Source organism: Microbacterium oxydans, from assembly GCF_000956525.1.
GTDB classification, from domain to species: Bacteria; Actinomycetota; Actinomycetes; order Actinomycetales; family Microbacteriaceae; genus Microbacterium; species Microbacterium oxydans_A.
Window position 1 is genome coordinate 46828 of the sequence record NZ_JYIW01000016.1, and the last position, 23652, is coordinate 70479.

At 70.2% G+C, this 23652-nt stretch carries 22 protein-coding genes; 13 read left to right on the plus strand and 9 right to left on the minus strand.

Features of this window, described 5'->3' with window-relative positions:
- Nucleotide 1: 1 nt before the first annotated feature.
- Entirely contained in the window at nucleotides 2-1210 is a 1209-nt protein-coding gene (gene xylA, locus RS83_RS02105; protein ID WP_045277859.1) for a xylose isomerase, read from the minus strand.
- A 122-nt stretch (nucleotides 1211-1332) separates the two neighbouring features.
- On the opposite strand from xylA, the gene RS83_RS02110 reads away from it, so the two are divergent.
- Nucleotides 1333-2496, plus strand: coding sequence for an ROK family transcriptional regulator (locus RS83_RS02110; RefSeq protein WP_230115319.1), 1164 nt, complete (start codon nucleotides 1333-1335; stop codon nucleotides 2494-2496).
- 9 nt (nucleotides 2497-2505) lie between these two features.
- On the opposite strand, the gene RS83_RS02115 is transcribed toward RS83_RS02110, so the two are convergent.
- Nucleotides 2506-3090: an antibiotic biosynthesis monooxygenase gene (locus RS83_RS02115; protein WP_045277860.1), complete on the minus strand. Its 585-nt coding sequence runs from the start codon at nucleotides 3088-3090 to the stop codon at nucleotides 2506-2508.
- Between the two features lie 286 nt (nucleotides 3091-3376).
- On the opposite strand from RS83_RS02115, the gene RS83_RS18880 reads away from it, so the two are divergent.
- The 6 genes from RS83_RS18880 (at nucleotide 3377) to RS83_RS02145 (ending at nucleotide 9991) form a co-directional block, all read left to right on the plus strand.
- The gene (locus RS83_RS18880) at nucleotides 3377-3961 is read left to right on the plus strand and encodes a helix-turn-helix transcriptional regulator (protein WP_197072046.1); all 585 of its coding nucleotides are present in this window, start codon (nucleotides 3377-3379) and stop codon (nucleotides 3959-3961) included.
- Between the two features lie 35 nt (nucleotides 3962-3996).
- The gene (locus RS83_RS02125; protein WP_045277862.1) at nucleotides 3997-5181 is read left to right on the plus strand and encodes a thiolase family protein; all 1185 of its coding nucleotides are present in this window, start codon (nucleotides 3997-3999) and stop codon (nucleotides 5179-5181) included.
- Nucleotides 5182-5505: 324 nt separating this feature from the next.
- Nucleotides 5506-7008, plus strand: coding sequence for a CoA-acylating methylmalonate-semialdehyde dehydrogenase (locus RS83_RS02130; RefSeq protein WP_045277863.1), 1503 nt, complete (start codon nucleotides 5506-5508; stop codon nucleotides 7006-7008).
- Nucleotides 7009-7042: 34 nt separating this feature from the next.
- Nucleotides 7043-8224 carry an acyl-CoA dehydrogenase family protein gene (locus tag RS83_RS02135; protein ID WP_045277864.1) on the plus strand — a complete coding sequence of 394 codons (1182 nt, stop codon included), beginning with the start codon at nucleotides 7043-7045 and terminating at the stop codon, nucleotides 8222-8224.
- Nucleotides 8221-9126 carry a 3-hydroxyisobutyrate dehydrogenase gene (gene mmsB / locus RS83_RS02140; protein WP_045277865.1) on the plus strand — a complete coding sequence of 302 codons (906 nt, stop codon included), beginning with the start codon at nucleotides 8221-8223 and terminating at the stop codon, nucleotides 9124-9126. The genes RS83_RS02135 and mmsB overlap by 4 nt, the downstream gene beginning before the upstream one ends.
- Nucleotides 9127-9214: 88 nt before the next feature.
- Nucleotides 9215-9991, plus strand: a complete 777-nt coding sequence (locus tag RS83_RS02145) for an enoyl-CoA hydratase-related protein (RefSeq protein WP_045277866.1) — start codon at nucleotides 9215-9217, stop codon at nucleotides 9989-9991.
- Between the two features lie 99 nt (nucleotides 9992-10090).
- Here the strand turns inward: RS83_RS02145 and RS83_RS02150 are convergent, their stop codons facing one another.
- Genes RS83_RS02150 through RS83_RS02160 form a run of 3 tightly spaced genes read right to left on the minus strand, consistent with a single transcriptional unit; the run spans nucleotide 10091 to nucleotide 11539 of the window.
- Nucleotides 10091-10534: a YdeI/OmpD-associated family protein gene (locus tag RS83_RS02150; protein ID WP_045277867.1), complete on the minus strand. Its 444-nt coding sequence runs from the start codon at nucleotides 10532-10534 to the stop codon at nucleotides 10091-10093.
- Nucleotides 10531-11049 carry an SRPBCC family protein gene (locus RS83_RS02155; RefSeq protein ID WP_082071476.1) on the minus strand — a complete coding sequence of 173 codons (519 nt, stop codon included), beginning with the start codon at nucleotides 11047-11049 and terminating at the stop codon, nucleotides 10531-10533. The genes RS83_RS02150 and RS83_RS02155 overlap by 4 nt, the downstream gene beginning before the upstream one ends.
- On the minus strand, nucleotides 11003-11539 hold the full coding sequence (locus tag RS83_RS02160; RefSeq protein ID WP_045277869.1) for a MarR family winged helix-turn-helix transcriptional regulator: 537 nt from the start codon (nucleotides 11537-11539) through the stop codon (nucleotides 11003-11005). The genes RS83_RS02155 and RS83_RS02160 overlap by 47 nt, the downstream gene beginning before the upstream one ends.
- 140 nt (nucleotides 11540-11679) lie before the next feature.
- Between RS83_RS02160 and RS83_RS02165 the strand changes: the two genes are divergently transcribed.
- Genes RS83_RS02165 through RS83_RS02175 form a run of 3 tightly spaced genes read left to right on the plus strand, consistent with a single transcriptional unit; the run spans nucleotide 11680 to nucleotide 15156 of the window.
- Nucleotides 11680-12456, plus strand: a complete 777-nt coding sequence (locus RS83_RS02165; protein WP_045277870.1) for an electron transfer flavoprotein subunit beta/FixA family protein — start codon at nucleotides 11680-11682, stop codon at nucleotides 12454-12456.
- A gap of 1 nt (nucleotide 12457) precedes the next feature.
- On the plus strand, nucleotides 12458-13429 hold the full coding sequence (locus RS83_RS02170) for an electron transfer flavoprotein subunit alpha/FixB family protein (RefSeq protein WP_045277871.1): 972 nt from the start codon (nucleotides 12458-12460) through the stop codon (nucleotides 13427-13429).
- A gap of 2 nt (nucleotides 13430-13431) precedes the next feature.
- The gene (locus RS83_RS02175) at nucleotides 13432-15156 is read left to right on the plus strand and encodes a cytochrome b/b6 domain-containing protein (RefSeq protein WP_197072047.1); all 1725 of its coding nucleotides are present in this window, start codon (nucleotides 13432-13434) and stop codon (nucleotides 15154-15156) included.
- A 110-nt stretch (nucleotides 15157-15266) separates the two neighbouring features.
- Here the strand turns inward: RS83_RS02175 and RS83_RS02180 are convergent, their stop codons facing one another.
- Nucleotides 15267-15773 carry a GNAT family N-acetyltransferase gene (locus RS83_RS02180; protein ID WP_045277873.1) on the minus strand — a complete coding sequence of 169 codons (507 nt, stop codon included), beginning with the start codon at nucleotides 15771-15773 and terminating at the stop codon, nucleotides 15267-15269.
- 130 nt (nucleotides 15774-15903) lie between these two features.
- Between RS83_RS02180 and RS83_RS02185 the strand changes: the two genes are divergently transcribed.
- Entirely contained in the window at nucleotides 15904-16464 is a 561-nt protein-coding gene (locus RS83_RS02185; RefSeq protein WP_045277927.1) for an acyl-CoA thioesterase, read from the plus strand.
- 39 nt (nucleotides 16465-16503) lie between these two features.
- A complete protein-coding gene (locus tag RS83_RS02190; protein WP_052678753.1) occupies nucleotides 16504-17904 on the plus strand; it encodes a hypothetical protein in 1401 nt (466 codons plus the stop codon).
- Here RS83_RS02190 and RS83_RS02195 read toward each other — a convergent pair.
- From RS83_RS02195 to RS83_RS02205, 3 genes are read right to left on the minus strand one after another with little or no spacing between them, the layout of a single operon-like run.
- A complete protein-coding gene (locus tag RS83_RS02195) occupies nucleotides 17859-18440 on the minus strand; it encodes a hypothetical protein (RefSeq protein ID WP_156153082.1) in 582 nt (193 codons plus the stop codon). The two genes, RS83_RS02190 and RS83_RS02195, sit on opposite strands and share 46 nt — an antisense overlap.
- A complete protein-coding gene (locus RS83_RS02200; protein WP_045277875.1) occupies nucleotides 18437-18985 on the minus strand; it encodes a hypothetical protein in 549 nt (182 codons plus the stop codon). The genes RS83_RS02195 and RS83_RS02200 overlap by 4 nt, the downstream gene beginning before the upstream one ends.
- Complete coding sequence (locus tag RS83_RS02205) at nucleotides 18982-19677, minus strand: hypothetical protein (RefSeq protein WP_156153083.1); 696 nt, start codon at nucleotides 19675-19677, stop codon at nucleotides 18982-18984. Before RS83_RS02205 ends, RS83_RS02200 begins: the two co-directional genes overlap by 4 nt.
- Nucleotides 19678-19801: 124 nt before the next feature.
- Here RS83_RS02205 and RS83_RS02210 point away from each other — a divergent pair, with 124 nt between their 5' ends.
- Complete coding sequence (locus RS83_RS02210) at nucleotides 19802-23500, plus strand: proline dehydrogenase family protein (protein ID WP_045277877.1); 3699 nt, start codon at nucleotides 19802-19804, stop codon at nucleotides 23498-23500.
- The last annotated feature ends 152 nt before the right edge of the window (nucleotides 23501-23652 follow it).

The following is a 23652-nucleotide window of genomic DNA, read 5'->3' on the forward strand; positions in this document are numbered from 1 at the left end:
ATCACCGGGCGCCGAGCAGGTGCTCGGTCGCGAGCTGCTGCAGACGCACGAAGCCGAAGCCCTTGCCGCCGAGGTACGCGTCGGTGTCGAAGTCCTCGTAGGCAGTGCGGTCGGCGAGCAGGTCGTCGTAGGACTCGCCCTCGTTCAGGGTGGGGGTCGTGAGCTCGGCGACCTTCGCGGCGGCCAGCGCCTCCTGCACCTCCGGATCGGCGCGGAAGGCGGCAGCGCGCTCCTTCAGCAGCAGATAGGTGCGCATGTTGGCGGCGGCCGAGTCCCAGACCCCGGTCTCGTCCTCGGTGCGCGAGGGCTTGTAGTCGAAGTGGCGGGGGCCGTCGTAGGCCGGCACCGGCTGGGTCCCTGAGCCTGTCGACGGGCCGCCGTTCTCGAGCAGGTCGACGAGTGAGAACGCGTTGTGCAGGTCGCCGTGCCCGAACACGAGGTCCTGGTCGTACTTGATGCCGCGCTGCCCGTTGAGGTCGATGTGGAACAGCTTGCCGTGGAAGAGCGCCTGCGCGATACCGGCGGTGAAGTTGAGTCCGGCCATCTGCTCGTGCCCGACCTCCGGGTTCACGCCGACCAGCTCAGGCCGCTCGAGGGAGTCGATGAACGCGATCGCGTGGCCGAGCGTCGGCAGCAGGATGTCGCCGCGGGGCTCGTTCGGCTTCGGCTCGATCGCGAAGCGGATGTCGTAGCCCTTGTCGGTCACGTAGTCGCCGAGCAGGTTCACGGCCTCGCGGTAGCGCTCGAGTGCGGCGCGGACGTCTTTCGCGGAGTCGTACTCCGCACCCTCGCGGCCGCCCCACATCACGAACGTCTTGGCGCCGAGTTCGGCGGCGAGGTCGAGGTTGCGCAGCACCTTGCGCAGCGCGAAGCGACGAACCTGACGGTCGTTCGAGGTGAAGCCGCCGTCCTTGAAGACCGGGGCGCTGAAGAGGTTGGTGGTGACCATCGGCACGACGAGGCCGGTGTCGGCGAGCGCGCCCTTCAGGCGGTCGATCTGGGTCTGCCGCTCGGCATCCGTCGAACCGAAGGCGAACAGGTCGTCGTCGTGGAAGGTGAGTCCGTAGGCGCCGAGCTCGGAGAGCTTCTCGACCGCGTGCACGACGTCGAGTGCGGGTCGCGTGGGTCCGCCGAAGGGATCGGTGCCGTTGTAGCCGATCGTCCAGAGTCCGAACGAGAACTTGTCGGCGCGGGTCGGGGTGAGGCTCATGATGCTCCTTCGCATGGGGGCGCGGCGGCGACCGCTCTCAATTGTTGTGAGCAACAACATATAGGCTGAGGGCCGGGATGTCCAGCCTCCTAGACTGGGACGCCGGACGAGAAGGAGGGCACGTGGCGACGGATGCTTCGACGGAGCCCAGCGGAATCGCTGCCGTGAAGGATGCCGGCGACGGCGTCCGCGCACGCAACCTCGCCCGCCTACTGCGGCGGGTGCACCTCGAAGGCCCGCGATCGCGCGCCCAGCTCACCGCGGCGACCGGGCTGAACCGCTCGACCGTGGCAGATCTCGTCGCCGAACTCGTCGCGGACGGGTGGGTCGTCGAGCGCGACCCCGACCCCGCCGGACGCGTCGGTCGGCCGTCTCCCGTGGTCGAGGCGGCCCCGCAGACGGTCGTGATCGCCGTGAACCCGGAGGTCGACGCCGTCGAGATCGCCGCGATCGACCTCGCCCGCGGCATCTCGGCGCGTGAACGGATCGAGATCGAGCTGCCGTCGGCCGAGGCCGTCACCGCGCTGGTCGCCGAGGTGATCGCGCGCTGGTCGCACGGTGAGCTGCGCGGGTCGCGTGTGGTCGGCATCGGCGTCGCGGTTCCCGGTCTGGTGCGTCAGGCCGACGGTCTCGTCCGCAATGCCCCGCACCTCGGCTGGGTGGATGCCCCGGTGCGCGCCTCGATCGCCGCGGCGACGGGACTCCCGGTCGCCGTGGGCAACGACGCGAGTCTCGGCGCGCTGGCCGAGCACCTGTTCGGCGCCGCACGAGGAGCCGATGACGTCGTCTACCTCAACGGCGGCCCCTCCGGCATCGGCGGCGGGATCATCGTGCACGGCATCGCGGTCGGCGGCGTCGGCGGCTACGCGGGCGAGTTCGGACAGAACCGGGTGCGGACCGACGACGCGGCGACCCTCGAGGACGAGGTCAGCAGGGCCCGCCTCCTCGACGTGCTCGGGCTGACCGGCGCGGATGACGCGGGGCTCGCTGCAGCCATCGCCGCCTCCACGGACGAGGCTGTCGGTGCGGAGTGCCGGCGCCAGCGCGGCATCCTCGCGCAGGCGCTCGCGGATGCCGTGAACATCCTCGATCCGGCGGTCGTCGTGCTCGGCGGATTCCTGGCGCTGCTCGTCGAGCTCGATCCCGATGGCTTCGCCGAACAGGTCAGCGCAGCCGCGATGGCGGAGAACGCCGAGGAGCTGCGCATCCTGCCGGCATCCCTCGCGGCCGACCGGCTGCTGCTCGGCGCTGCCGAGCTGGCCTTCACCGCGGTCGGCGTGATCTGAGCGGAAGGCTCAGCGCGCGAGCCAGGTGCGCAGGGAGCGCGTGACGAAGGGGAGCACCCAGTACGTCATGATCGGCGTCAGCACGAGGGTCGTCGCCAGCACGCGCAGCCAGAACGGCAGCGAATCCCACCCGGGGACCGGGCTCATCGCGGCGGTGAACGCGAGGTTCACCGGGAAGAAGCCGAGCCAGATCGTGACGGCCTGCTTCCACCGGGGCGGTGCGCTGCCGACCGAGACGGAGTCGGTGCCGTCGCCGGTCGGCACCGTGATCGTGCCGGTGGCCGGATCGTCGAACCATCCCTCGATCCCGCTGCGTCGTCGCGAGCGCTCGCTCAGCACGAGTCCCTGACCCGTCTCCAACCAGGATGCGCGTTCCGCCGAGTCCTCCCAGGCGACCAGGGTCTCCTCGTCGGCGAAGCGGTACAGCATGTGCCAGACGTGCGAGTCTGCGCCGGCGCGCACCCACCCGGAGCCGAGGAATCCCGGGTACTGGTTGGCCTTGTTCACGCCGCGCTGCACCCAGGCGGTCGCCTCGTTGATGCGGTCGGGATCGACCTCGCGGCGGATGGAGACGGTGATGGAATCGCTGGACATGGCGGGTCCTCGGGTGACGGGGCGGCCGGATCGCGGACACGCCGAACGGGGGCTGCGCCAGGGTCGCGGCGCGACATCGATTCTATTCGGCGTGACCGACACGAGTGCAGAATCGGCGTCACGAACTCGCCGCTTCGAAGTCATGCTCTGGGGTGCCTCTTCGTGCGTCCCGTGGACCGGGGCGAGCCCACCATGTCAGCTCGCCCCGGTCCGTCACCGGGGGAACGGGGAACGAATGGTCGTGCGGGTCGGAGTCATCGATGATCATCGAGCGATGCTGGTGGGGGTGACGGCGATCATCCAGAGCCATCCGGGATTCCAGGTGGTCGCCGCAGGGCGGTCCGTCGCCGAACTGCTCGCCGCCAAGGTGCGGACGGATGTGATCCTCCTCGATCTGACGCTCTCCGACGGCTCGACGCCGGCTCGCAATGTCGCAGCGCTGGTCGGCGCCGGTGCGCGCGTGCTCGTGCACGCGTCGCTGGAGCCGCTCGCCGTGATCCGGGCGGCAGCCAGAGCCGGCGCGGTCGGCATGGTCGACAAGGCCGACGAGGTGCCGCGCCTGATGGTCGCGCTGCGGGCCGCTGTCCGCGGTGAACTCCCGCGGGGGGACTGGACCGCGTCGATCGCGCGAGTCCCCTCGACACCCGCCCGCATCGCACTGTCGGCGCGGGAGTCCGAGGTGTTCAGCCGCTACGCGGCCGGTGCGACGGCCGACAACGTGGCGCAGGCGCTCTTCATCACGCGTGAGACCGTGCTCGATCACGTCCGCCGTGTGCGCAGCAAGTATGCCGCCGCCGGTCGACCCGCGGTGACCAAGGTCGACCTCTACCGCCGCGCAGTGGAAGACGGGTACATTCAGCCCCACCCATGAGCCTTCCCGCCCCTGCGCTGGCGCACAATGGTGGCATGAGCACACGCACTGCAGCGGTTCTGGTCGATGTCGTCCGCACGCCCGTCGGGCGCGGCAAGCCGGGGGGAGCGCTGTCGGAGGTGCATCCGGTCGACCTCGCCGCCGGCACGCTCGCGGCCCTGCTCGCACGCACCGGACTGGAGTCCAGGCAGATCGACGACGTGCTGCTCGGCTGCGTGAGCCAGGTCGGTGAGCAGTCGACGAACATCGCGCGACAGGCCGTGCTCGCCGCCGGCTTCGACGAGACCGTGCCGGCGGCATCCATCGACCGGCAGTGCGGCTCGAGCCAGCAGGCCGTGCACATCGCTGCCCAGGGCATCATGGCCGGCGCCTACGACGTGGTGATCGCCGGCGGGGTCGAGTCGATGAGCCGGGTGCCGCTCGGTTCGTCGGGCGTCGGCGGGTCGCCGATGTCGCCCCGCCTGCGCGCCAGGTACCCCGATGGGCTGGTGAATCAGGGGGTCTCCGCCGAACTCATCGCCGCGCGGTGGGGGCTGACCCGCGAGCAGCTCGACGCCTACGCCGCCGAGTCGCACCGTCGCGCGAGCGATGCCTGGGAGTCGGGGTTCTTCGACCGCACCGTGATCGCCGTCGATGAGGCGCCGGATGCGGGTGCCGACGAGACCGTGCGCGCCGGAACGACGGCCGAGCGACTCGCCGGACTGCCGTCGGCGTTCCGCACCGAGGAGCTCGCTGCCCGGTTCCCCGAACTCGACTGGCGGATCACTGCCGGCAACTCCTCGCCGCTCACCGACGGAGCATCCGCCGCACTGCTGATGAGCGCCGAGCGTGCTGCGCAGCTCGGCCTGACGCCGCGCGCCCGCTTCCATTCCTTCGCGGTGGTCGGCGACGACCCGCTCATGATGCTGACGGGGCCGATCCCGGCGACGAAGCGCATCCTGGAGCGCGCCGGCCTCTCGATCGACGACCTCGACGCCTACGAGGTGAATGAGGCATTCGCATCGGTGCCACTGGCGTGGGCGGCAGAGCTCGGAGCGGATGCCGCGAAGCTCAACCCTCGCGGGGGCGCGATCGCCCTCGGGCACGCGCTCGGCTCGTCAGGCACCCGCCTGCTCGGCACGCTCGTCGATCACCTGGAGGCGACCGGCGGACGCCTCGGCCTGCAGGTGATGTGCGAGGGTGGCGGCATGGCGAACGCCACGATCATCGAACGACTCTGAGGCCCGTGCAGACGGAACCAGCGCAGACGGAACCAGCGCAGACGGAGAAGACCCCCGCCGACCCGATTCGGCGGGGGTCCTGCGGTGTGGGCACCGCGGCGGGAGCGGGATCCGCTCTCCGCGGCGCGGAAATCCGTGACTACCCGTTCCGGTCTGAGTCTTCCGCGCACCTGCAGTTGTAATCGACGAAGGTGACCGGACGGTGAACGCCCATGGAACACGCGAGATCGCCGGAGAGGGATTTACGTGGATGTCCTAGTAATTCTGCGGAGGGCGAAGTAAACTCCCCAATGTGCCAACGATGGCACGGAGGGAAGTCGCAAAATGACTCGTACGATCCCGCACTTCGTGGGCGGAACGCACCGCACCCCAGATGCCGGACGCTTCGCCGACGTGTTCGACCCCAGCTCCGGCGCCGTCCAGGCCCGTGTGCCGCTGGCATCCGCCGACGAGGTCCGCGAGGTGATCGCGAACGCTGCAGCCGCGCAGCTGGAGTGGGCGGCGACCAACCCGCAGAAGCGTGCTCGTGTGCTGCTGCGCTTCCTCGACCTCGTCCAGCGCGAGATGCAGTCGCTCGCCGAACTCCTCGCCAGCGAGCACGGCAAGACCGTCGACGACGCGAAGGGCGACATCCAGCGCGGCCTCGAGGTCATCGAGTTCGCAGCCGGGGCCCCGCACCTGCTGAAGGGCGAGTACTCCACCGGAGCCGGAGCGGGCATCGACGTGTACTCGATGCGTCAGCCCCTCGGCGTCGTCGCAGCGATCACCCCGTTCAACTTCCCGGCCATGATCCCGCTGTGGAAGGCGGGGCCCGCGCTCGCCGCAGGCAACGCCGTCGTGCTCAAGCCGAGTGAACGCGACCCCTCGGTGCCGGTGCGCCTCGCCGAGCTGTTCCTCGAGGCCGGGCTTCCCGCCGGCGTCCTCAACGTCGTGCACGGAGACAAGGAGGCCGTCGACACGCTGCTCACCGACGACCGCATCCGCGCCGTCGGCTTCGTCGGGTCGACGCCCATCGCCGAGTACATCTACGCCACGGCCGCCGCACACGGCAAGCGGGCGCAGTGCTTCGGCGGCGCGAAGAACCACATGATCGTGATGCCGGACGCCGACCTCGACCAGGCCGTCGACGCGCTGATCGGCGCAGGCTACGGCTCGGCCGGCGAGCGGTGCATGGCGATCTCGGTCGCGGTGCCGGTCGGTCAGGAGACGGCGGACGCCCTCGCGGCCAAGCTCTCGGAGCGCGTCGCCCGGCTGCGGATCGGCCCAGCGCTCGCCGCCGACGTCGACTACGGTCCGCTCGTCAGCAGCGCCGCCGTCGAACGCGTCAAGGGCTACATCCAGCAGGGCATCGACGAGGGTGCGACGCTGCTCGCCGACGGTCGCGGATTCTCGGTCGAGGGGTACGAGGAGGGCTTCTACCTCGGACCGACGCTGTTCGACCACGTCACGACCGACATGGCGATCTACCGCGAGGAGATCTTCGGGCCGGTGCTCGTGATCGCCCGTGCCGCCGACTACGACGAGGCACTGCGGATGGCCTCAGAGCACGAGTACGGCAACGGCGTCGCGATCTTCACACGAGACGGCGACGCGGCCCGCGACTTCGCTGCCCGCGTCGAGGTCGGCATGGTCGGGGTGAACGTGCCGATCCCCGTCCCGATCGCGTACTACACCTTCGGCGGCTGGAAGAAGAGCGGCTTCGGCGACCTCAACCAGCACGGCGCCGACGCCTTCCGCTTCTACACGAAGACGAAGACCGTGACGAGCCGCTGGCCCTCGGCGGGCATCCGCGAGGGCGCGAGCTTCGTGATCCCCACCATGCACTGACCCACTCTTCGACACGCTCAGGGACCCAGAGACGATGACAATGACCACCATCACCACCACCGCCGAAGAGCGCGAGGCCATCCTCGACGCGGTCCGGGAGTTCGCGGATGCCGAGCTCGCCCCCTTCGCCGCCGAGCGCGACGAGCAGCACATCTTCCCGCGCGAGTCCCTCGGCCGAGCCGGCGAGCTGGGGCTCGGCGGCATCTACGTGCGCGAGGAGTTCGGCGGCACCGGCCTCAGCCGCTCCGACACCGTCGCGATCTTCGAGGAGCTCGCGAAGGGAGACCCCGCGGTCGCCGCGTACATCTCGATCCACAACATGGTGGTGTGGATGATCGACACCTACGGAGACGACACGCAGCGCGAGGAATGGCTGCCGACGCTCACCAGCATGGAGCAGTTCGGCGGCTACTGCCTCACCGAGCCGGGTGCAGGATCCGATGCCGCGAACATCTCCACGAGCGCCGTGCGCGACGGCGACGACTTCGTGCTCACCGGCGTCAAGCAGTTCATCTCCGGAGCCGGCGAGGCGGCCGTCTATGTGGTCATGGCCAGAACGGGCGAGCCCGGCGCCCGCGGCATCAGCGCCTTCCTCGTGCCGGGCGACGCCGAGCACCTGAGCTTCGGCGCACTGGAGAAGAAGATGGGCTGGCACGCGCAGCCCACCCGCCAGGTCGTGCTCGATGGGGTGCGGGTCCCGGCATCCGCCATGCTCGGAGACGAGGGCAAGGGGTTCGCGATCGCGATGTCGGCGCTCAACGGCGGACGCCTGAACATCGCCGCCTGCTCGATCGGCGGGGCGCAGTGGGCGCTCGACCGCGCAGTGCAGTACGTGCACGAGCGCCTCGCCTTCGGAGAGCCGCTCGCCGAGAAGCAGTCGATCATGTTCGCGATCGCCGACATGCGCACCGACCTGCAGGCCGCGCGGCTCATGGTCCGCGACGGCGCGCAGGCGGTCGACGAGCACGCGCCGGATGCGACGATGCGCTGCGCGATGGCCAAGCGCTTCGCGACGGATGCCGGGTTCGACGTCGCCAACCGCGCACTGCAGCTGCACGGCGGCTACGGCTACCTGCAGGACTACGGCATCGAGAAGGTGGTCCGCGATCTGCGGGTGCACCAGATCCTCGAGGGCACGAACGAGATCATGCGGCTGATCGTCGGACGCGAGATGCTGCGGCCGGCCGGCTCCGCGTCGATGCGGAGCGCGTCATGAGCGCGGCACCCGCACGGGCGGTCGTCGCGTTCCTCGGCCTCGGGCACATGGGGCTGCCGATGGCCGTCAACCTGCTGCGGGCAGGGCACGAGGTGCGCGGATTCGATCTCGTCCCGGCGGCGATCCTCGCGGCGGAGGCCGCCGGCATCCCCGTCGCGGCGAGCGGTGCGGATGCCGTCACCGATGCGGATGTCGTCATCACGATGTTCCCCGCCGGGAAGCACGTGATCGAGGCGTATCGCACCGAACTGCTCGCGGCGGCCCGGCCCGGCACGCTGTTCATCGAGTCCTCGACGATCGCGGTCGACGAGGCGCGCACGGCGCACGAGCTCGCGACCGCCGCGGGGCACCGCAACATCGATGCGCCGGTGTCCGGCGGCGTCGTCGGGGCCGAGAACGGCACGCTCGCATTCATGGTCGGTGCATCAGACGAGGACTTCGCCGCGGCGCTGCCGCTGCTCGAAGCGATGGGCAAGAGGATCGTGCACTGCGGCGGACCCGGCCTCGGCCAGGCGGCGAAGGTGTGCAACAACATGGTCCTCGCGGTCTCGCAGATCGCGGTCGCCGAGGCCTTCGTGCTCGGCGAGCGGCTGGGACTCGAGCACCAGGCGCTGTACGACGTCGTGTCGCAGGCATCCGGCCAGTGCTGGTCGATCACGACGAACTGCCCCGTCCCCGGTCCTGTGCCGACCAGCCCGGCGAACCGCGACTACCAGCCTGGTTTCGCCGGCGCCCTGATGGCGAAGGACCTCGGGCTCGCGCTGCAGGCCATCGAGCAGACGTCGACGGATGCGCAGATGGGCCGCCTCGCGCAGCAGATCTATGCGGCCTTCGCAGCGGGAGACGGCGCCGGTCGCGACTTCTCCGGCATCATCACCGACATCCGCGACGACCGCGTGTGAGCCCGTCGTCCTGCTCCGCTCCTTCAGGGAGCCGAGGGCTCGGGGATACTGAAGGCAACGACGACGTGACAGCCGAGGGAGACACACCATGACCGAATTCGAGACGATCCTCGTCGAGCAGCGCGGACGAGTGGGGTGGATCACCCTGAACCGTCCGCAGGCGTTGAACGCCCTGAACAGCCGGGTGGCCGAAGAGGTCACCGCGGCAGCCATCGCCTTCGATGCCGACGACGGCGTCGGGGCGATCGTCCTCACCGGATCCGAGAAGGCATTCGCCGCCGGCGCCGACATCAAGGAGATGGAGGGGATGTCCGCCGCCGAGATGATCGCGACCGACCACTTCGGCATCTGGCGCGAGTTCGCCGCCGTGCGCACGCCGGTGATCGCTGCCGTCTCCGGGTTCGCGCTCGGTGGAGGCTGCGAGCTCGCGATGATGTGCGACATCATCCTGGCCGCCGACACGGCGAAGTTCGGACAGCCCGAGATCAACCTCGGTGTGATCCCCGGCATGGGCGGGACGCAGCGTCTGATCCGGGCGGTCGGCTACTACAAGGCTGCCGAGCTGGTGCTCTCCGGGCGTTTCATGGGTGCCGAGGAGGCCGAGCGCTCCGGCCTCGTCTCGCGAGTTGTTCCGGCATCCGAGTTGCTGGCCGAGGCGACGACCCTCGCCGAGACGATCGCGGCGCGCTCGCTTCCGTCCGTGTACGCGGCGAAGGCTGCGCTCGACGCCGCGATGGAGACGACGCTCGCCGAGGGGCTCGCCCACGAGAAGCAGGCGTTCGCGGCACTGTTCGACACGGCGGATCAGAAGGAGGGCATGGCTGCCTTCCGGGAGAAGCGCGCTCCGGACTTCCGGAACCGTTGAACCATGCGGCCGTGCACGATTCAGCAAGAACCGGGCCGGGTCGCCGTCGCAGACCCCGTTTTCGGTCGCCGTGGCGAATTCTTGCTGAATCGTGAACGGCTAGTTCTGCAGAGACTCGATGATCTTCGCGATGCGGCGCTCGCGCGTCGCGTCCTGTTTGGCCTCGGCGACCGTGCGGGCGTGCTCCTTGCGGATCGAGTACGACAGCGCGTCGAAGGCGGCGCGCACTGCGGGGTCGGCGTCGAGCGCCGCCTCGAGCTCGGCCGGCACCTCGACCGTGCGCTCTGCGGCGTCCACACGGATCACGGCGTCGACCTCCTGGTCGATCTCGACCCCGAGCTCAGCCCGCACCGCCTTGCTGAAGCCGATCAGGTTCGCCCCGCCCATGCGGGCGACCCGCAGGCGCGCGGTGCGGTCGCCGATCGTGACCGCGACGGGGAAGGCCTTGCCGCCGCCGAGCGAGGCGACCTGCGCATCGCTGAGCACGATCGCCGCAGCGGGGCCGCGGCCGGTGAGGGTGGTGTGCAGGCGCAGTTCGCTCATGCCGACAGGGTACGCCCGTCGCCCTCGATCTCGTCGACCAGCGTCGCGTTGCGCTGCTCGATGAGTCGCCGCAGGTACCCCTGCATGCACAATGCGTCCACCGCGCGGCCGATCGGGCCGAACGGCGAGCGGAACGTGATCGTGTCGCGCATCAGCGTGCCGCGCGGGTGCTCCTCGAATGCATGCTCGTGCCGGAACGCCGCGAAGGGCCCGGCGATCTGGCGGTCGCTGAAGGCACGCGGTGGATCGATGTCGAACACGATCGATCGCAGCCGGAACCTGATGCCGAAGTGCCGCGCCTGCCAGGTGACCGTCGATCCTTCGGTGAACCGTCCGCCGGACGGCGCCTCGACCATGGTCTCGCCGTGCCGCGCCATCGAGCGCACGTGCAACTCCGGATCGAGGGACGCCGCGAACACTGTCGCCGGCGGTGCGGTGATCACGGTCTCGAGCACGAAGCCGGCCATGTCAGAGCGGTTCCGGATGCGGGCGCGGATCGGTGAAGTCGCCGGCATCCCTGCGCAGTCTGGCGACGATCGCGACGAGCTCGGCGGCGTCGTCGCGCGCGACCCCCGGATTCGCGAACACGTCGGCGTTCAGCGCCTGGGTCGCACGTTCGACGAGCTCGCGGCCGGCGTCGGTCAGGGCGAGCATCGAGGCGCGGCCGTCGTGCGGATGCGGTTCGCGCACGATGAGCCCATCGCGGACGAGCCTGTCGGCCGTGCTGGTGACGGTGGTCGCGTGCACCTGCAGGCGGGCGACCGCGCTCGACAGGGGCAGTCGTCCGGCCCGGCTGAAGGCCAGGAGCCGCAGCACCTCGTAGCGGGCGAAGCTCAGCGAGAACGGCTTGAGGGCGGCATCCACGCGCGCCAACAGCAGCTGCTGTGCACGCATCACCGAGGTGACGACGGCCATGCCGTCTGCGGCATCCGCCCATCCGTGCGCGACCCACTGCCGCTTCGCCTCAGCGAGCGGATCGACGGGGAGCGGACGGGGTCGGACCACAGGTCTACGGTAGCGGTGGCGGCGGGCCGCGCGAGGGTGACGCGCACACCGCAGGCGCAGCCGTCGATGGTTCTCGGTCGCGCAACAAGTGGAACCCAGTACCGCAGGACTAGAATCAAGGCAGTCGTGAGGAGCAATCGATGAAGATCTTCGTCCTGGTCAAAGAGGTGCCGGACACCTACGGTGATCGCACCCTGAATCTCGAGACGGGGCTCGCCGAGCGTGCCGGCGGAGACGTGGTGCTCGACGAGATCACCGAGCGTGCGCTCGAGGTCGCCCTGAGCTACGCCGACTCGCACGAGGGCACCGAGGTGGTGGCCCTCTCGATGGCGCCGGAGACCTCGACCGCGACCGTGCGGCGTGCACTCGCGATCGGGGCGGCATCCGCCGTGCACATCGCTGACGAGCAGCTCGCCGGCGCCGACCTCGGCCTCACCGCCGAGACGCTCGCAGCAGCCATCCGACGCGGGGCGCCCGACCTCGTGATCACCGGCAACCTGTCGACCGACGGGTCGGGCGGGGTCATCCCGGCGATGCTGGCCGAGCACCTCGGCTTCGCGCAGGCGACCGCGCTCTCCTCGGTCGAGATCACCGATGAGGCCGTGACCGGCACACGCGCCGCGGATGCCGGATCGCAGCCGGTGTCTGCCCCGCTGCCGGCCGTCATCTCGATCACCGAGGCGCTGCCTGACGCCCGGTTCCCGAACTTCAAGGGCATCATGGCCGCGAAGAAGAAGCCGCTCGAGGTGCTCTCGCTCGCCGACCTCGACGTCTCGGCAGACCCGAGTGCCGCGCCGCGCACGATCATGACCTCGGTGGCAGCGAAGCCCCCACGTGCGGCCGGCGTGAAGATCACCGACGAAGGCGATGCCGCCGCGCAGCTCGTCGACTACCTCGTGCAGAACAGGCTGGTGTGACATGGCGAATCCCGAGAACCCGATCCTCGTCCTGGTCGACGTCGACCCGTCGGGGAACGTCGCGAGCAGCACTGCCGCACTGATCGGTGCGGCCTCCGCGGTCGGCACCCCCGTCGCGCTGATCGTCGGCGGGACTGCGGATGCCGCCGCGCAGGCGGCAGCGGCAGGAGCACCGGTCGTGCTCACCGCGGATGCGGATGCCGCAGCGCTCACCGTGCCGATCGTGGACGCCCTGCAGGCCGCCTTCGAGCGCGTGCAGCCCGACGCCGTGCTGATCTCGAACTCGATCGCCGGTCGCGACGTCGCCGGACGCTTCGCCGTGCGCCAGAAGCTCGCGCTGTCGGTCGACGCGGTCGGGGTGTCTCGTGACGACGAGGGCATCGTCGCGCACCACTCGGTCTACGGCGGGGCATACCTCGTCGAGTCGGCGCCGACCTTCGGTGCGCCGATCATCACGGTGCGACAGGGCGCGGTCGACGCTCGCGCCGAAGCCGTCGCGTCGCCGGAGGTCTCGGCGATCGAGGTGACGCCGTCCGGCGCGGTCGCAGCGACAGCCGGTGCGATCGAGGCCGTCGAGGTCGCGTCGTCCCGCCCTGAGCTGCGCGGCGCGACGCGCGTCGTCTCGGGCGGACGCGGCCTCACATCGAAGGAGAAGTTCGTGCTGGTGGAGGAGCTCGCCGACGCTCTGGGTGCGGCGGTCGGCGCCTCGCGCGCCGCCGTGGACGCCGGGTACATCCCGCAGTCGCACCAGGTCGGCCAGACCGGAGTCTCGGTGTCGCCGCAGCTGTATGTCGCTCTCGGCATATCCGGTGCGATCCAGCACCGTGCCGGCATGCAGACCTCGAAGACGATCGTCGCGATCAACAAGGACGGTGAGGCTCCGATCTTCGACGTCGCCGACTTCGGCATCGTCGGCGACCTCTTCACGGTCGTGCCGCAGCTCATCGCCGCGCTCGAGGCGCGGAAGAAGTAGTCATGGGCGCCCTTCGACAGGCTCAGGGACCCAGGATGCTCCGGCGCGGACTGCCGCGAGTGCCGGGCGGAGAGGCGTGGCCGCCGGCGACCGAGGTCGAGGCGGCGGTGGACGAGGGCCCTTCGACAGGCTCAGGGACCCAGGTTGTGGCGGCGGGCGGGGGCCCTTCGACAGGCTCAGGGACCCAGGTTTCTGAGGCGGGCGGGGGCCCTTCAACAGGCTCAGGGACCCAGGTTCCTGAGGCTGAGCCGGATGCTGTCGCTGAGCAGGAGCGGGTCGCTGAGCCTGTCGAAGCGCCCCACGCCTCGACCGCCCCCATTCGCCGCGGCCTCCCGCGCGTGCCCGGTGGCGAGCCCTGGCCGCCTGCTGAGGCGACCGCCCCTCGCGTGAGCGCCGGTGCGGCATCCGCTCCGGTCGAAGCATCCGCTCGCCCTGCTGCGCCCGCGGCAGCGGCGCCGATCGCCACCGCACCCGCGACAGCGGCTGCCGGTGCTGCGCCGGCACCCGCCGCGGCAACTGCAGACACGATGGTTCGGCGCGGCCTCCCACGTGTCGTCGGTGGAGAACCGTGGCCACCGGCCGGCACTGCTCCGATGGTCGGCCCTTCGACAGGCTCAGGGACCCAGGATGCGGATACAGGGACCCAGGTTGTGGATGCAGGCCCTTCGACAGGCTCAGGGACCCAACTTGCGGATGCAGGGGTCCCGGTTGCGGATGCAGGGGCGGCGGTCGCGATCCCCGCGCGGAGCATCGACGTCCCGCTGGCGTGGACGCGCACCGTCTGGAACGGCCGGGCGCCGCGTCAGCTCGCCGCGCCGGCGGCATCCGCTCGTCGTCGTCCGACCTGGACGCAGGCGATCGCCGGGCTGATGGGTGCGGCAGCGCTCGGCGTGCTCGCCGGTGCGGCCGTCGCGCTCGTGCGCACGCTGCTGAGCTTCCCGTTCATGCAGGACTTCCTGGCGGCGTTCCCCGGCGAGTACGAGTCGCCGATCGCGGTCGAGCCCGGCTTCGCGCCGTGGATCGGGTGGCAGCACTTCTTCAACGTGTTCCTGATGGTGCTGATCATCCGTTCAGGGCTCAGGGTGCGCACCGAGAAGCGTCCGACCGCGTTCTGGACCCCGCGGAACAACCCGAAGGGCAAGATCAGCCTCACGCTGTGGTTCCACCAGGCGCTCGACATCCTGTGGCTGGTCAACGGGGTGATCTTCATCGTGCTGCTGATCGTGACCGGGCACTGGGTGCGCATCGTGCCGACGAGCTGGGAGGTCTTCCCGAACGCGCTGTCGGCGGCGCTGCAGTACGTCTCGTTCGACTGGCCGCATGAGAACGGCTGGAACAACTACAACAGCCTGCAGCAGCTCGCATACTTCGCGACCGTCTTCATCGCCGCCCCGCTCGCCGCGATCACCGGGTTCCGCATGTCGGGGCTGTGGCCGAAGAGGGCCGAGCGCCTGTCGAAGGCGTACCCGGTCGAGTGGGCCCGCGCGCTGCACTTCCCGATCATGCTGTACTTCGTGGCGTTCATCATCGCGCACGTCGCGCTCGTGATGCTCACCGGGTTCCTGCGCAACCTCAACCACATGTACGCCTCGCAGGATGCGGTGACGTGGACCGGCTTCTGGGTGTTCGTGGCATCCCTCGTGGTGATCGCCGCCGGCTGGTTCGCCGCTCGCCCACTCGTGATCGCCCCGATCGCGAAGGCCTTCGGCCAGGTCTCCAGTCGCTGACCCCCCCCACCCCCCTGCCGAGCGGCCCCCTTACACGCGAGCGGCCCCCCTGAGTGATGCATTCAGAGGGGCCGCTCGCACACAAAGGGGTGGCTCGGCAGGAGGGAGCGTCAGCGCGTGAAGCGGACCTCGGTCAGCGTCTCGCCGAGGAACGGCTCGGTGTGCTGTGCGCCGTCCAGCGTGAAGCCGTTGCGCGTGTAGAAGCGGTGCGCGCGGGGGTTGTCCTCGGCGACCCAGAGGTACAGCGGCTCATCCTTCTCGACCGCAGCGTCGAAGAGCTTCTGGCCGATGCCGGTGGAGTGCCACGCGTCGAGCAGGTAGATGAAGTAGAGCTCGCGGAACGCCGGAGCATCCTTGTCGCGAGCGGGCCCGGAGCCGGCGAAGCCGACGATCTCGCCGTCGACGAGTGCGGCGTTCATCTTGAAGTCCGGACCCTGCGAGGCCCAGTGCGTCCACAGCTCGGCCATGCGGCGAGGGGACACCTTCTCGAGCGCAGCCTTGCTGATCAGGTGGTCGTAGGTCTCGTGCCAGCACTGGGCGTGCACGCGACCGAGGGCTTCCGCATCCACATCACGGACCGGACGGACGATGACTTCTGGCTGGGCTTCGGCGCTCATGCGGCGACTCTACGCGGGGCGTGAGCGATCCGGAAATCGAGCGGATGCCGTCCGAACTCCCCGAACGGCAGATGGAGGATTCGCACAACGGAATTCGCCGTCCATGCACTCATGGCTACGATCGATCCTCGTGAACGTGATCTGGCGCACCCTCCTCGTGATCCTCCGTGCCCGACGCCGCGTGCGCCGGGGGAAGACGCTCGACGCATCGTCCGTCAGCAGCATCCGGCTCACCACCTTGCCGACCGACATCGACATCCTGCGCCACATGAACAACGGCCGCTACCTGTCGCTGTTCGACCTCGGACGATGGGATCTGCTCATCCGCACCGGCCTGTTCGACGCCATGAACGAACGGGGCTGGTACGCGGTCGTGTCGAGCGAGACCGTCACGTTCCGCAAGTCGCTGCAGCTCTGGCAGCGCTTCGACGTGCAGTCGCGTTTCATCGGTCACGACGACAAGGCGGTGTTCCTCGAGCACAGGGCGGTCGTCGACGGCGAGATCTACGCGCGCGTGATCGTGCGGTCGCGGATGCTGCGCCGCACCGGCGGCACGGTCAGCAACGAGGAGCTGTTCGCCGCGGTCGGCAAGCCGGAGGGCGTGCCGGAGATCGACCCGTGGGTGCATGACTGGGCCGCGGCATCCGCACTGCCGCCCGTGCGGCAGCCGGCTCCGAGCGTCTGGTCCTAGTTCCGGTATTCCGGTGGTCTGACGCGGTAGTTTAGGGCCGTGCTGGGGATCCTGACCACGACCGGACGCGTGCTGCTGCGGCACTGGCCTGCGCTCATGGCGTGGTATCTCGCCGGAGTGCTCGTGCAGTACGTGATAGCCCAGGTGGCGGGATTCATCGGTGCCTCCTCGGCGACGCTCGGCTTCCTCGTGCTGCCGATCGGGATCCTCGCGAGACTGATCAGTCTCGTCGCGATGTTCCTCGTGGTGCGTGGCGGTCTGCGCAATCTTCAGGAGGTCGCACCGCTCCCGGATGAGCCTGTCGAGCGTCGGCGCACCTTCCTCTCGGCCCTGCTCGCCGGCATCCTCCCCTTCTTCGCCGTGTACTGGGCCCAGGGCCTCCTGCGCGAAGACATCAACGCGTATTCGATCCGTGCGCTCGAGGTGCGCACGGGCATCATCTGGACAGCCGGAGTCAACGGTGAAGGTCCGGTCAGCGACCAGGACACCGTGCTCAACCTGCCGTTCAACGTCTGGACGATCTTGATCATCGTGCTGGCCTTCGCGGGAAGGTGGGCGTGGTCGAGATGGTCGGCGAAGCTCTCGACCTGGCTGTCGCCAGTCGCCGTCTACTTCGAGGTCGTCTGGGTCTTCTTCTCCGTCATCCTGCTCGGAGACCTCTTCGACATGATCAAGGCATGGGTGGACAGCCGTGCTGCGATGGCGTTCCTCGAAGACGTCCGCGAACAGGTCCTCAACGCCGTGGCGCCGCTGCGCTGGCTCTGGGAGGGCATCGGCTGGGTGCTCGCCGAGGCGGGCCCCGTGCTGATCGCGCCCCTCGCGTGGCTCACCATCGCCGGTGTCGTGTTCGGACAGGCCATCGTCGCCGAGAAGCTCCGGCTGGAGAACGAGCTGATCGCGCGCGTCCGTGACCACGCCACGGCGATCCCGAACCCGGTGGTGCGGCGGCTGAAGGATCTCGGCGAGGAGCTCGGCGCGCGCTTCCGCCCGATCGGACGGGCGATCCTGCTGATGTGGCGAGCGGGCCCGCTCCTCGTCGCGTCATACGCGCTCCTGTATGTGACGGTGAAGGCGCTGGAGTCGTACCTGTCGTTCGGGATCACCCGTTTGATCGGCCCGCACGAGTACCTCACCTGGGCGATCATCCTGCCGGTGGTCTCGCTCGTCCCGCTGATGGTCACCGAACCCCTGCGGATCGCGGTCATCACGGGCGCCTACGATGCGACCCTGGGTCGGCTGCGGCGTCGACCGCAGGAACGGTCGGATTCCGCGTCCGTCTCGGCAGAGGAGACCGAGATGCGGGCGGTGGCGGATGCCGCCGGGCTCCTGCCTTCGTCGGCGGATACCGTCGCTGCCGCCATCGTCGCGGCGCCCTCTCGGGATGTGGTCGGCGGTCAGTCCTCGAGCGCGAACCTCAAGAACGACCCGCCCGCATCCTGAGGCCAGACGTCGACCCAGAACGGGCCTTCGGCGTCGTCCGGGACGACGAACGGGACGATCAATTCGTAGTCGCCCTTCTGGTTCTGCACGCAGAACTCGGGCTCCTCGGAATCCGACAGGAGCCCGATCTCGGAGCGCGCCGTGCGCCATTCGCGGCCGGTCGACTGCTGCACGAGCACGGGGCCCGCGCAGGCGACTCCGTCGGTGCCCGCGGCGACCGGGATGCCGACGGCGATCACCGTCGCATCGTCAGGCACGTCGAGGCCGCTGATGTCGTCGATCTCTCCGCCGCGGATCGGACCCCAGGTGGCTCCCACGAGATCCGCGGTGTCGCCCTCCCCGACGGTGATCGGCTGGAACGGCCGCGCGTCGAAACCGTAGTACTGGTGCCACTCGTGCCAGCCGATGCCGCCGGCTGTTCCGGGGACGAGGACGGCGAGGGCGATCAGCGCGAGCCGATTGCGCCGCCACCAGGATGGCGGTCTCGCGGGCTCAGGCTGAGGTGACGGGCGCGCGGGTGGGATGGGGATGGTCATCGCGCCCATCCGTTCTCGTCGAGTGCGACCTCGGCGTCGACCGGCAGCGAGCCGAGCTCGATGGTCAGCTCGATCACATCGTCGAGCTGCACCTCGCGGGCTGTCCCCAGTCGGAGCGTCGCAGTGCCAGCCAGGGCGTCCTCCGGGAGCTCGAAGGCGAGGCTGCCGGACCGGGGGACGCCGGTGACCAGGCGCTGGTCCAGGAAGGTGGTGCCGCGGTCCGTCGCCCCGAAGGTGCGATCGCCGATGACGAGCTGAGCGAGCGCCAGGGTGCCCTCGTCCTGGGTCAGTACACCGGCGGCTTCGAGGTCGACGACCACCCAGCTGCCGTCCGCCGACCACTCCGCCGCATCTCGTACGCGGTTCGCGACGTGCACGTCGGTGACCGTGACGGCGAGATTGCGTGTGGTCACGGTCTCGCCGACCTCGGTTGCGGCGGGGAACGGCAGAGTCGATGCGTCGTCGGGGAGCGTCGCCTTCGAGATGCCCCAGGCTGCGGCCAGCAGGACGAGCGTGAGCGACCACACCAGGATCGTCTTCTTCACGATGCTCCCGGCTCGTCGATCGTCGTGGTCACCGTCGCACCGACGACGATGTCGTCCCAGTAGTCGCCGCGCACCACGCTCGTGCCGACGCGGTGCGTGGAGTCGGGGAGCGTGAGCGTCACCTCATCGCCCTCGCGGAAGTCGTCCGGCCCGACCAGCCACGCCAGGAGCAGGCGAGCGGGGACGTCGGGTTGCAGCGCTGGTGACGCCTCGCCGTCATCGGCGCGAGAGATGGTGGGAGGTTCATCGAGCCCCTCGAGACGGATGCCGTCGATGACGGGCGATCTGGCCGCGCCGTCCGAGGAACTCCGTGGTCTGTCGAACGTGTTCACGACGTCGACCACCACGACGAGCACCCGCTCGCCCTTCTCCTCGTCGGGGAAGACGAGTGCCTTCCCGCGCTCATCGCGCAGTTGCACGCCGAGGACCGTCATCTCGAGGTCCGACCCCGCGAACGTCTCTCCGGCGGCGACCGACGGTGTGGGGTCGACCGCGGCTGCCTCCAGCCCACCGAAGAGTGCAGTGGCGCCCAACAGCAGGGCGCCCGCGCCGGTGATCAGCCAGGACGTCGGCACCAGGTCGATGCTCTGCCGTGCCCAGCCGAGCACCTTCGCTCGAGCGCCGGCGTTCACGGCCGCGACCGACGCCGGCCCATGTTCGGTGACGGTGCGCTCAGGCGGTGTCGTGGTCACGGCAACAGCATAGAGCGGGCCGGATCGCTGACAGAGATCGCTCACGCAGCGGACCCGGCCGAACACCCCGTGATCACGGGCGAGGCTCCGGGCCGGAGGGGTGACAGCGACCTAGGCTGAGGCCATGTCCGAGTCGTCGTCCTTCCCGACGGATGCCGCGGCATCCGCACCCCTGGCCGATCGAGCCGTCGAGCTCGCCCGTCGGTGGGTGACCGAAGCCGCCGCGGTCGAGGTCGACCCGGCCGCCCGACGCCTCGCCGACGTGCTGCAGGACGCGAACGGTCTGCCCTTCACACTCGGCTTCGTCGACGGCGTGATGCGTCCGGAGAGCCTCGGCGCCGCGGCATCCCAACTGCACCGGATCGCCCCGATCGTGCCCGAGTTCCTGCCCTGGTACCTGCGCGGTGCCGTGAAACTCGGCGGCGGCATGGCGCCGATGCTGCCCTCGCCGGTGGTGCCGATCGCACGGCGGGTGCTGCGCGACATGGTCGGGCACCTCGTGGTCGACGCGCGTCCGGCGAAGCTGGGCCCGGCGATCGCGCGGATCCGCGAGACGGGGTCGCGCCTGAACCTCAACCTGCTGGGCGAAGCGGTCCTCGGTGAGGCCGAGGCGAAGCGGCGCCTCGACGGCATCCATGAGCTGATCCGCCGCGACGATGTCGACTACGTCTCGGTGAAGGTCTCGGCCATCATCAGTCACATCTCGATGTGGGCGTTCGATGAGGTCGTCGAGCAGGTCGTCGAAAGACTGCTGCCGTTGTACCTGACCGCAGCCAGCCCGTCGACAGGCTCAGGGACCCAGACGTTCATCAACCTCGATATGGAGGAGTATCGCGACCTCGACCTGACGATCGCGGTGTTCACCCGACTGCTCGAGGATCCACGGCTGACCGGGCTGACCGCCGGCATCGTGCTGCAGGCCTACCTGCCGGATGCGCTGCCCGCACTGCAGGAACTCACCGCCTGGGCGCGCGAGCGCGTCGAGTACGGGGGAGCCCCGATCAAGGTGCGCCTCGTGAAGGGCGCGAACCTGGCGATGGAGCACGTCGAGGCGAAGATGCACGGGTGGACGCCCGCGACCTACGACACCAAGCTCGAGACCGACGCGAACTACCTGCGCTGCCTCGACTGGGCGCTGCGCCCTGAGCACACGGATGCGGTCCGGATCGGCGTCGCCGGGCACAACCTGTTCAGCATCGCGTACGCCTGGCTGCTCGCGGGGGAGCGCGGCGTGCGCGACGACGTCGAGTTCGAGATGCTGCTCGGCATGGCCCAGGGGCAGGTGCAGGCCGTGGCGCGCGAGGTCGGCCCGGTGCTGCTGTACGTGCCCGTCGTGGCACCGGCCGAGTTCGACGTCGCCATCAGCTACCTGGTGCGGCGACTCGAGGAGAACGCCTCGTCGGAGAACTTCCTCTCGGCGGCGTTCCACCTCGACAGCGACGAGTCGCTGTTCGTGCGCGAGCAGGACCGCTTCCTCGATGCGCTCGACCTGTCGCGCGACCCGGCGTTCTGGCGGGGTCCTCGACGCACGCAGGACCGTCTCGCACCCATGCACGAGTCCGTCCGCCCTGCGCTCGCCGCACCGGAGCCCGAGATCGACCTGACGAGGGCCGTGCTCGGCATCTCCCGCGGCTCGGACGGTTCAGACGTGTTCGACGACTCGGCCGGCGAGGGATTCCTCGAGACGGCCATCTACTCCGCTCGCGAGGTCGACACCGGCACCGGTGGAGCGCCGGGCTTCGAGAACGCGGTCGACAGCGACCCGGCGCTGCCCGCGAACCGCGAGTGGGCGGCCGGTATCCGCGCCGGCATCGAGGGGTCGACGGCCGGCGACACGACGCTCGCGAGTGCCCGCATCACTGACGCCGACGCGCTCGAGCGCGCGGTGCGACGGGTCGAGGCAGCCGCTGCAGCCTGGGGCTCGCGTCCTGCCGCCGAGCGCGCCGAGGTGCTGCTGCGCGCCGCCGCCGCGCTGGAATCCCGCCGTGGTGAGCTGATCGAGGTCGCGGCATCCGAGACCGGCAAGGTCATCGCGGAAGCCGACGTCGAGGTCAGCGAGGCGGTCGACTTCGCCGGCTACTACGCCTCCAAGGCGCGGGAGCTCGACGCGATCTCCGGCGCCGCATTCGTGCCCGCACGGGTGACGGTCGTGACCCCGCCGTGGAACTTCCCCCTCGCGATCCCGGCCGGCGGCGTGCTGGCAGCGCTCGCCGCAGGATCCGGCGTCGTGTTCAAGCCGGCGCCGCAGGCCCGCCGCTGCGCAGCCGTGATCGCCGAGGCCCTGTGGCAGGCCGGCGTCCCGCGCGATGTGCTCGCGCTCGTCGACATCGAGGAGGGCGAGCTCGGTCAGGCGCTCATCGCCCACGAGGCCGTCGACCGCGTCATCCTCACCGGCTCCTGGGACACCGCAGCACTGTTCCGCTCCTGGCGCCCTGAGCTGCCGCTGCTCGCCGAGACGAGCGGCAAGAACGCGATCGTGATCACGCCGTCCGCCGACCTCGATCTCGCGGTCGCCGACCTCGTGAAGAGCGCCTTCGGGCACGCAGGGCAGAAGTGCTCGGCGGCATCGCTGGCGATCCTGGTGGGGCCGGTGGGACGCTCGCAGCGCTTCGCCCGGCAGCTGGCGGATGCCGTCCGGTCGCTGCATGTCGGCTGGCCGACGGATCCGCTCGCCGAGGTGGGGCCCGTGATCGAGAAGCCGCAGGGCAAGCTCGCCTGGGCGCTCACCGAGCTCGAGGGCGACGAGCAGTGGCTGATCGAGCCGGCCGTGTCGACCGACGACCCGAGCGGGCGACTGTGGCGACCCGGCGTGCGCGTCGGCGTGCAGCCCGGCTCACGGTTCCACCTCGAGGAGTTCTTCGGCCCGGTGCTCGGCATCATGCACGCGCCGACCCTGGCCAGAGCCGTCGAGCTGCAGAACGCCGTCGCGTACGGGCTGACGGCGGGCCTGCACACCCAGAACCCGGACGAGCTCTCGTTCTGGCTCGACCGCGTGCAGGCCGGAAACCTGTACGTCAACCGGGGGATCACCGGCGCGATCGTGCAACGCCAGCCCTTCGGCGGCTGGAAGCGCTCTTCGGTCGGCCCCGGCGCGAAGGCGGGCGGACCGAACTACCTGATCGGTCTCGGCTCGTGGCGTTCGCAGCCGAGCGCCATGCCCTCGAGCACGCTGCATCTGCGCGGCCTCGACTCGCGCATCACCGGTCTGATCGAGTCGGCTCAGCCATCGCTCGACTTCGAATCGTTCGAGTGGCTGCGGCGCTCGGCGCTGTCGGATGCGCTCGCCTGGGACCGCGAGTTCGGTCAGGTGCGCGACGTCTCGCACCTCGAGGTCGAGCGCAACCTGTTCCGGTATCGCCCGGTGCCGGTCGAGATCAGGGCGACAGCGGATGCCGCACTGCAGGACCTGCTGCGCATCGTCATCGCGGCGGTGCGCGCCGGTGCCGGCTTCACGCTCTCGACGCCGGTCGGCCTGCCGTCGGCGGTGCGCCACGCGCTCGGCGACCTGGATGCAGCGGTGTTCCTGGAGAGCGACGAGGAGTGGATCGAGCGGATGCGGCCGCGCCCCGCTGCCGCGCCCGGCGAGGCTCCGACTGCGCCGCGTGCCGGTCGGGTGCGGCTGGTCGGGCCTCGCGCATCGGTCGACGCGGTGTCCTCGGCGCTGGCTCGTGCGCTTGAGGGCGACCCCGACCTCGCGGTGTACGGCGGAGAGGTGACCTCGGCCGGGCGCATCGAGCTGCTGCCGTTCGTGCACGAGCAGGCGATCGCGATCACCGCGCACCGCTTCGGCAACCCCGACGCGACCTTCGCCGACGTGATCTGACGCGCCGGCCCTTCGACAAGCTCAGGGACCCTGGGGTGGCCCCCGCCCTGGGGTCGGCCCCGCCCTGGGGTGGCCCCGCCCTGGGGTGGCCCCGGCCCTTCGACAGGCTCAGGGACCCAGGGGTGGCCCGCGCCCTGGGGTCGGCCGCGCCA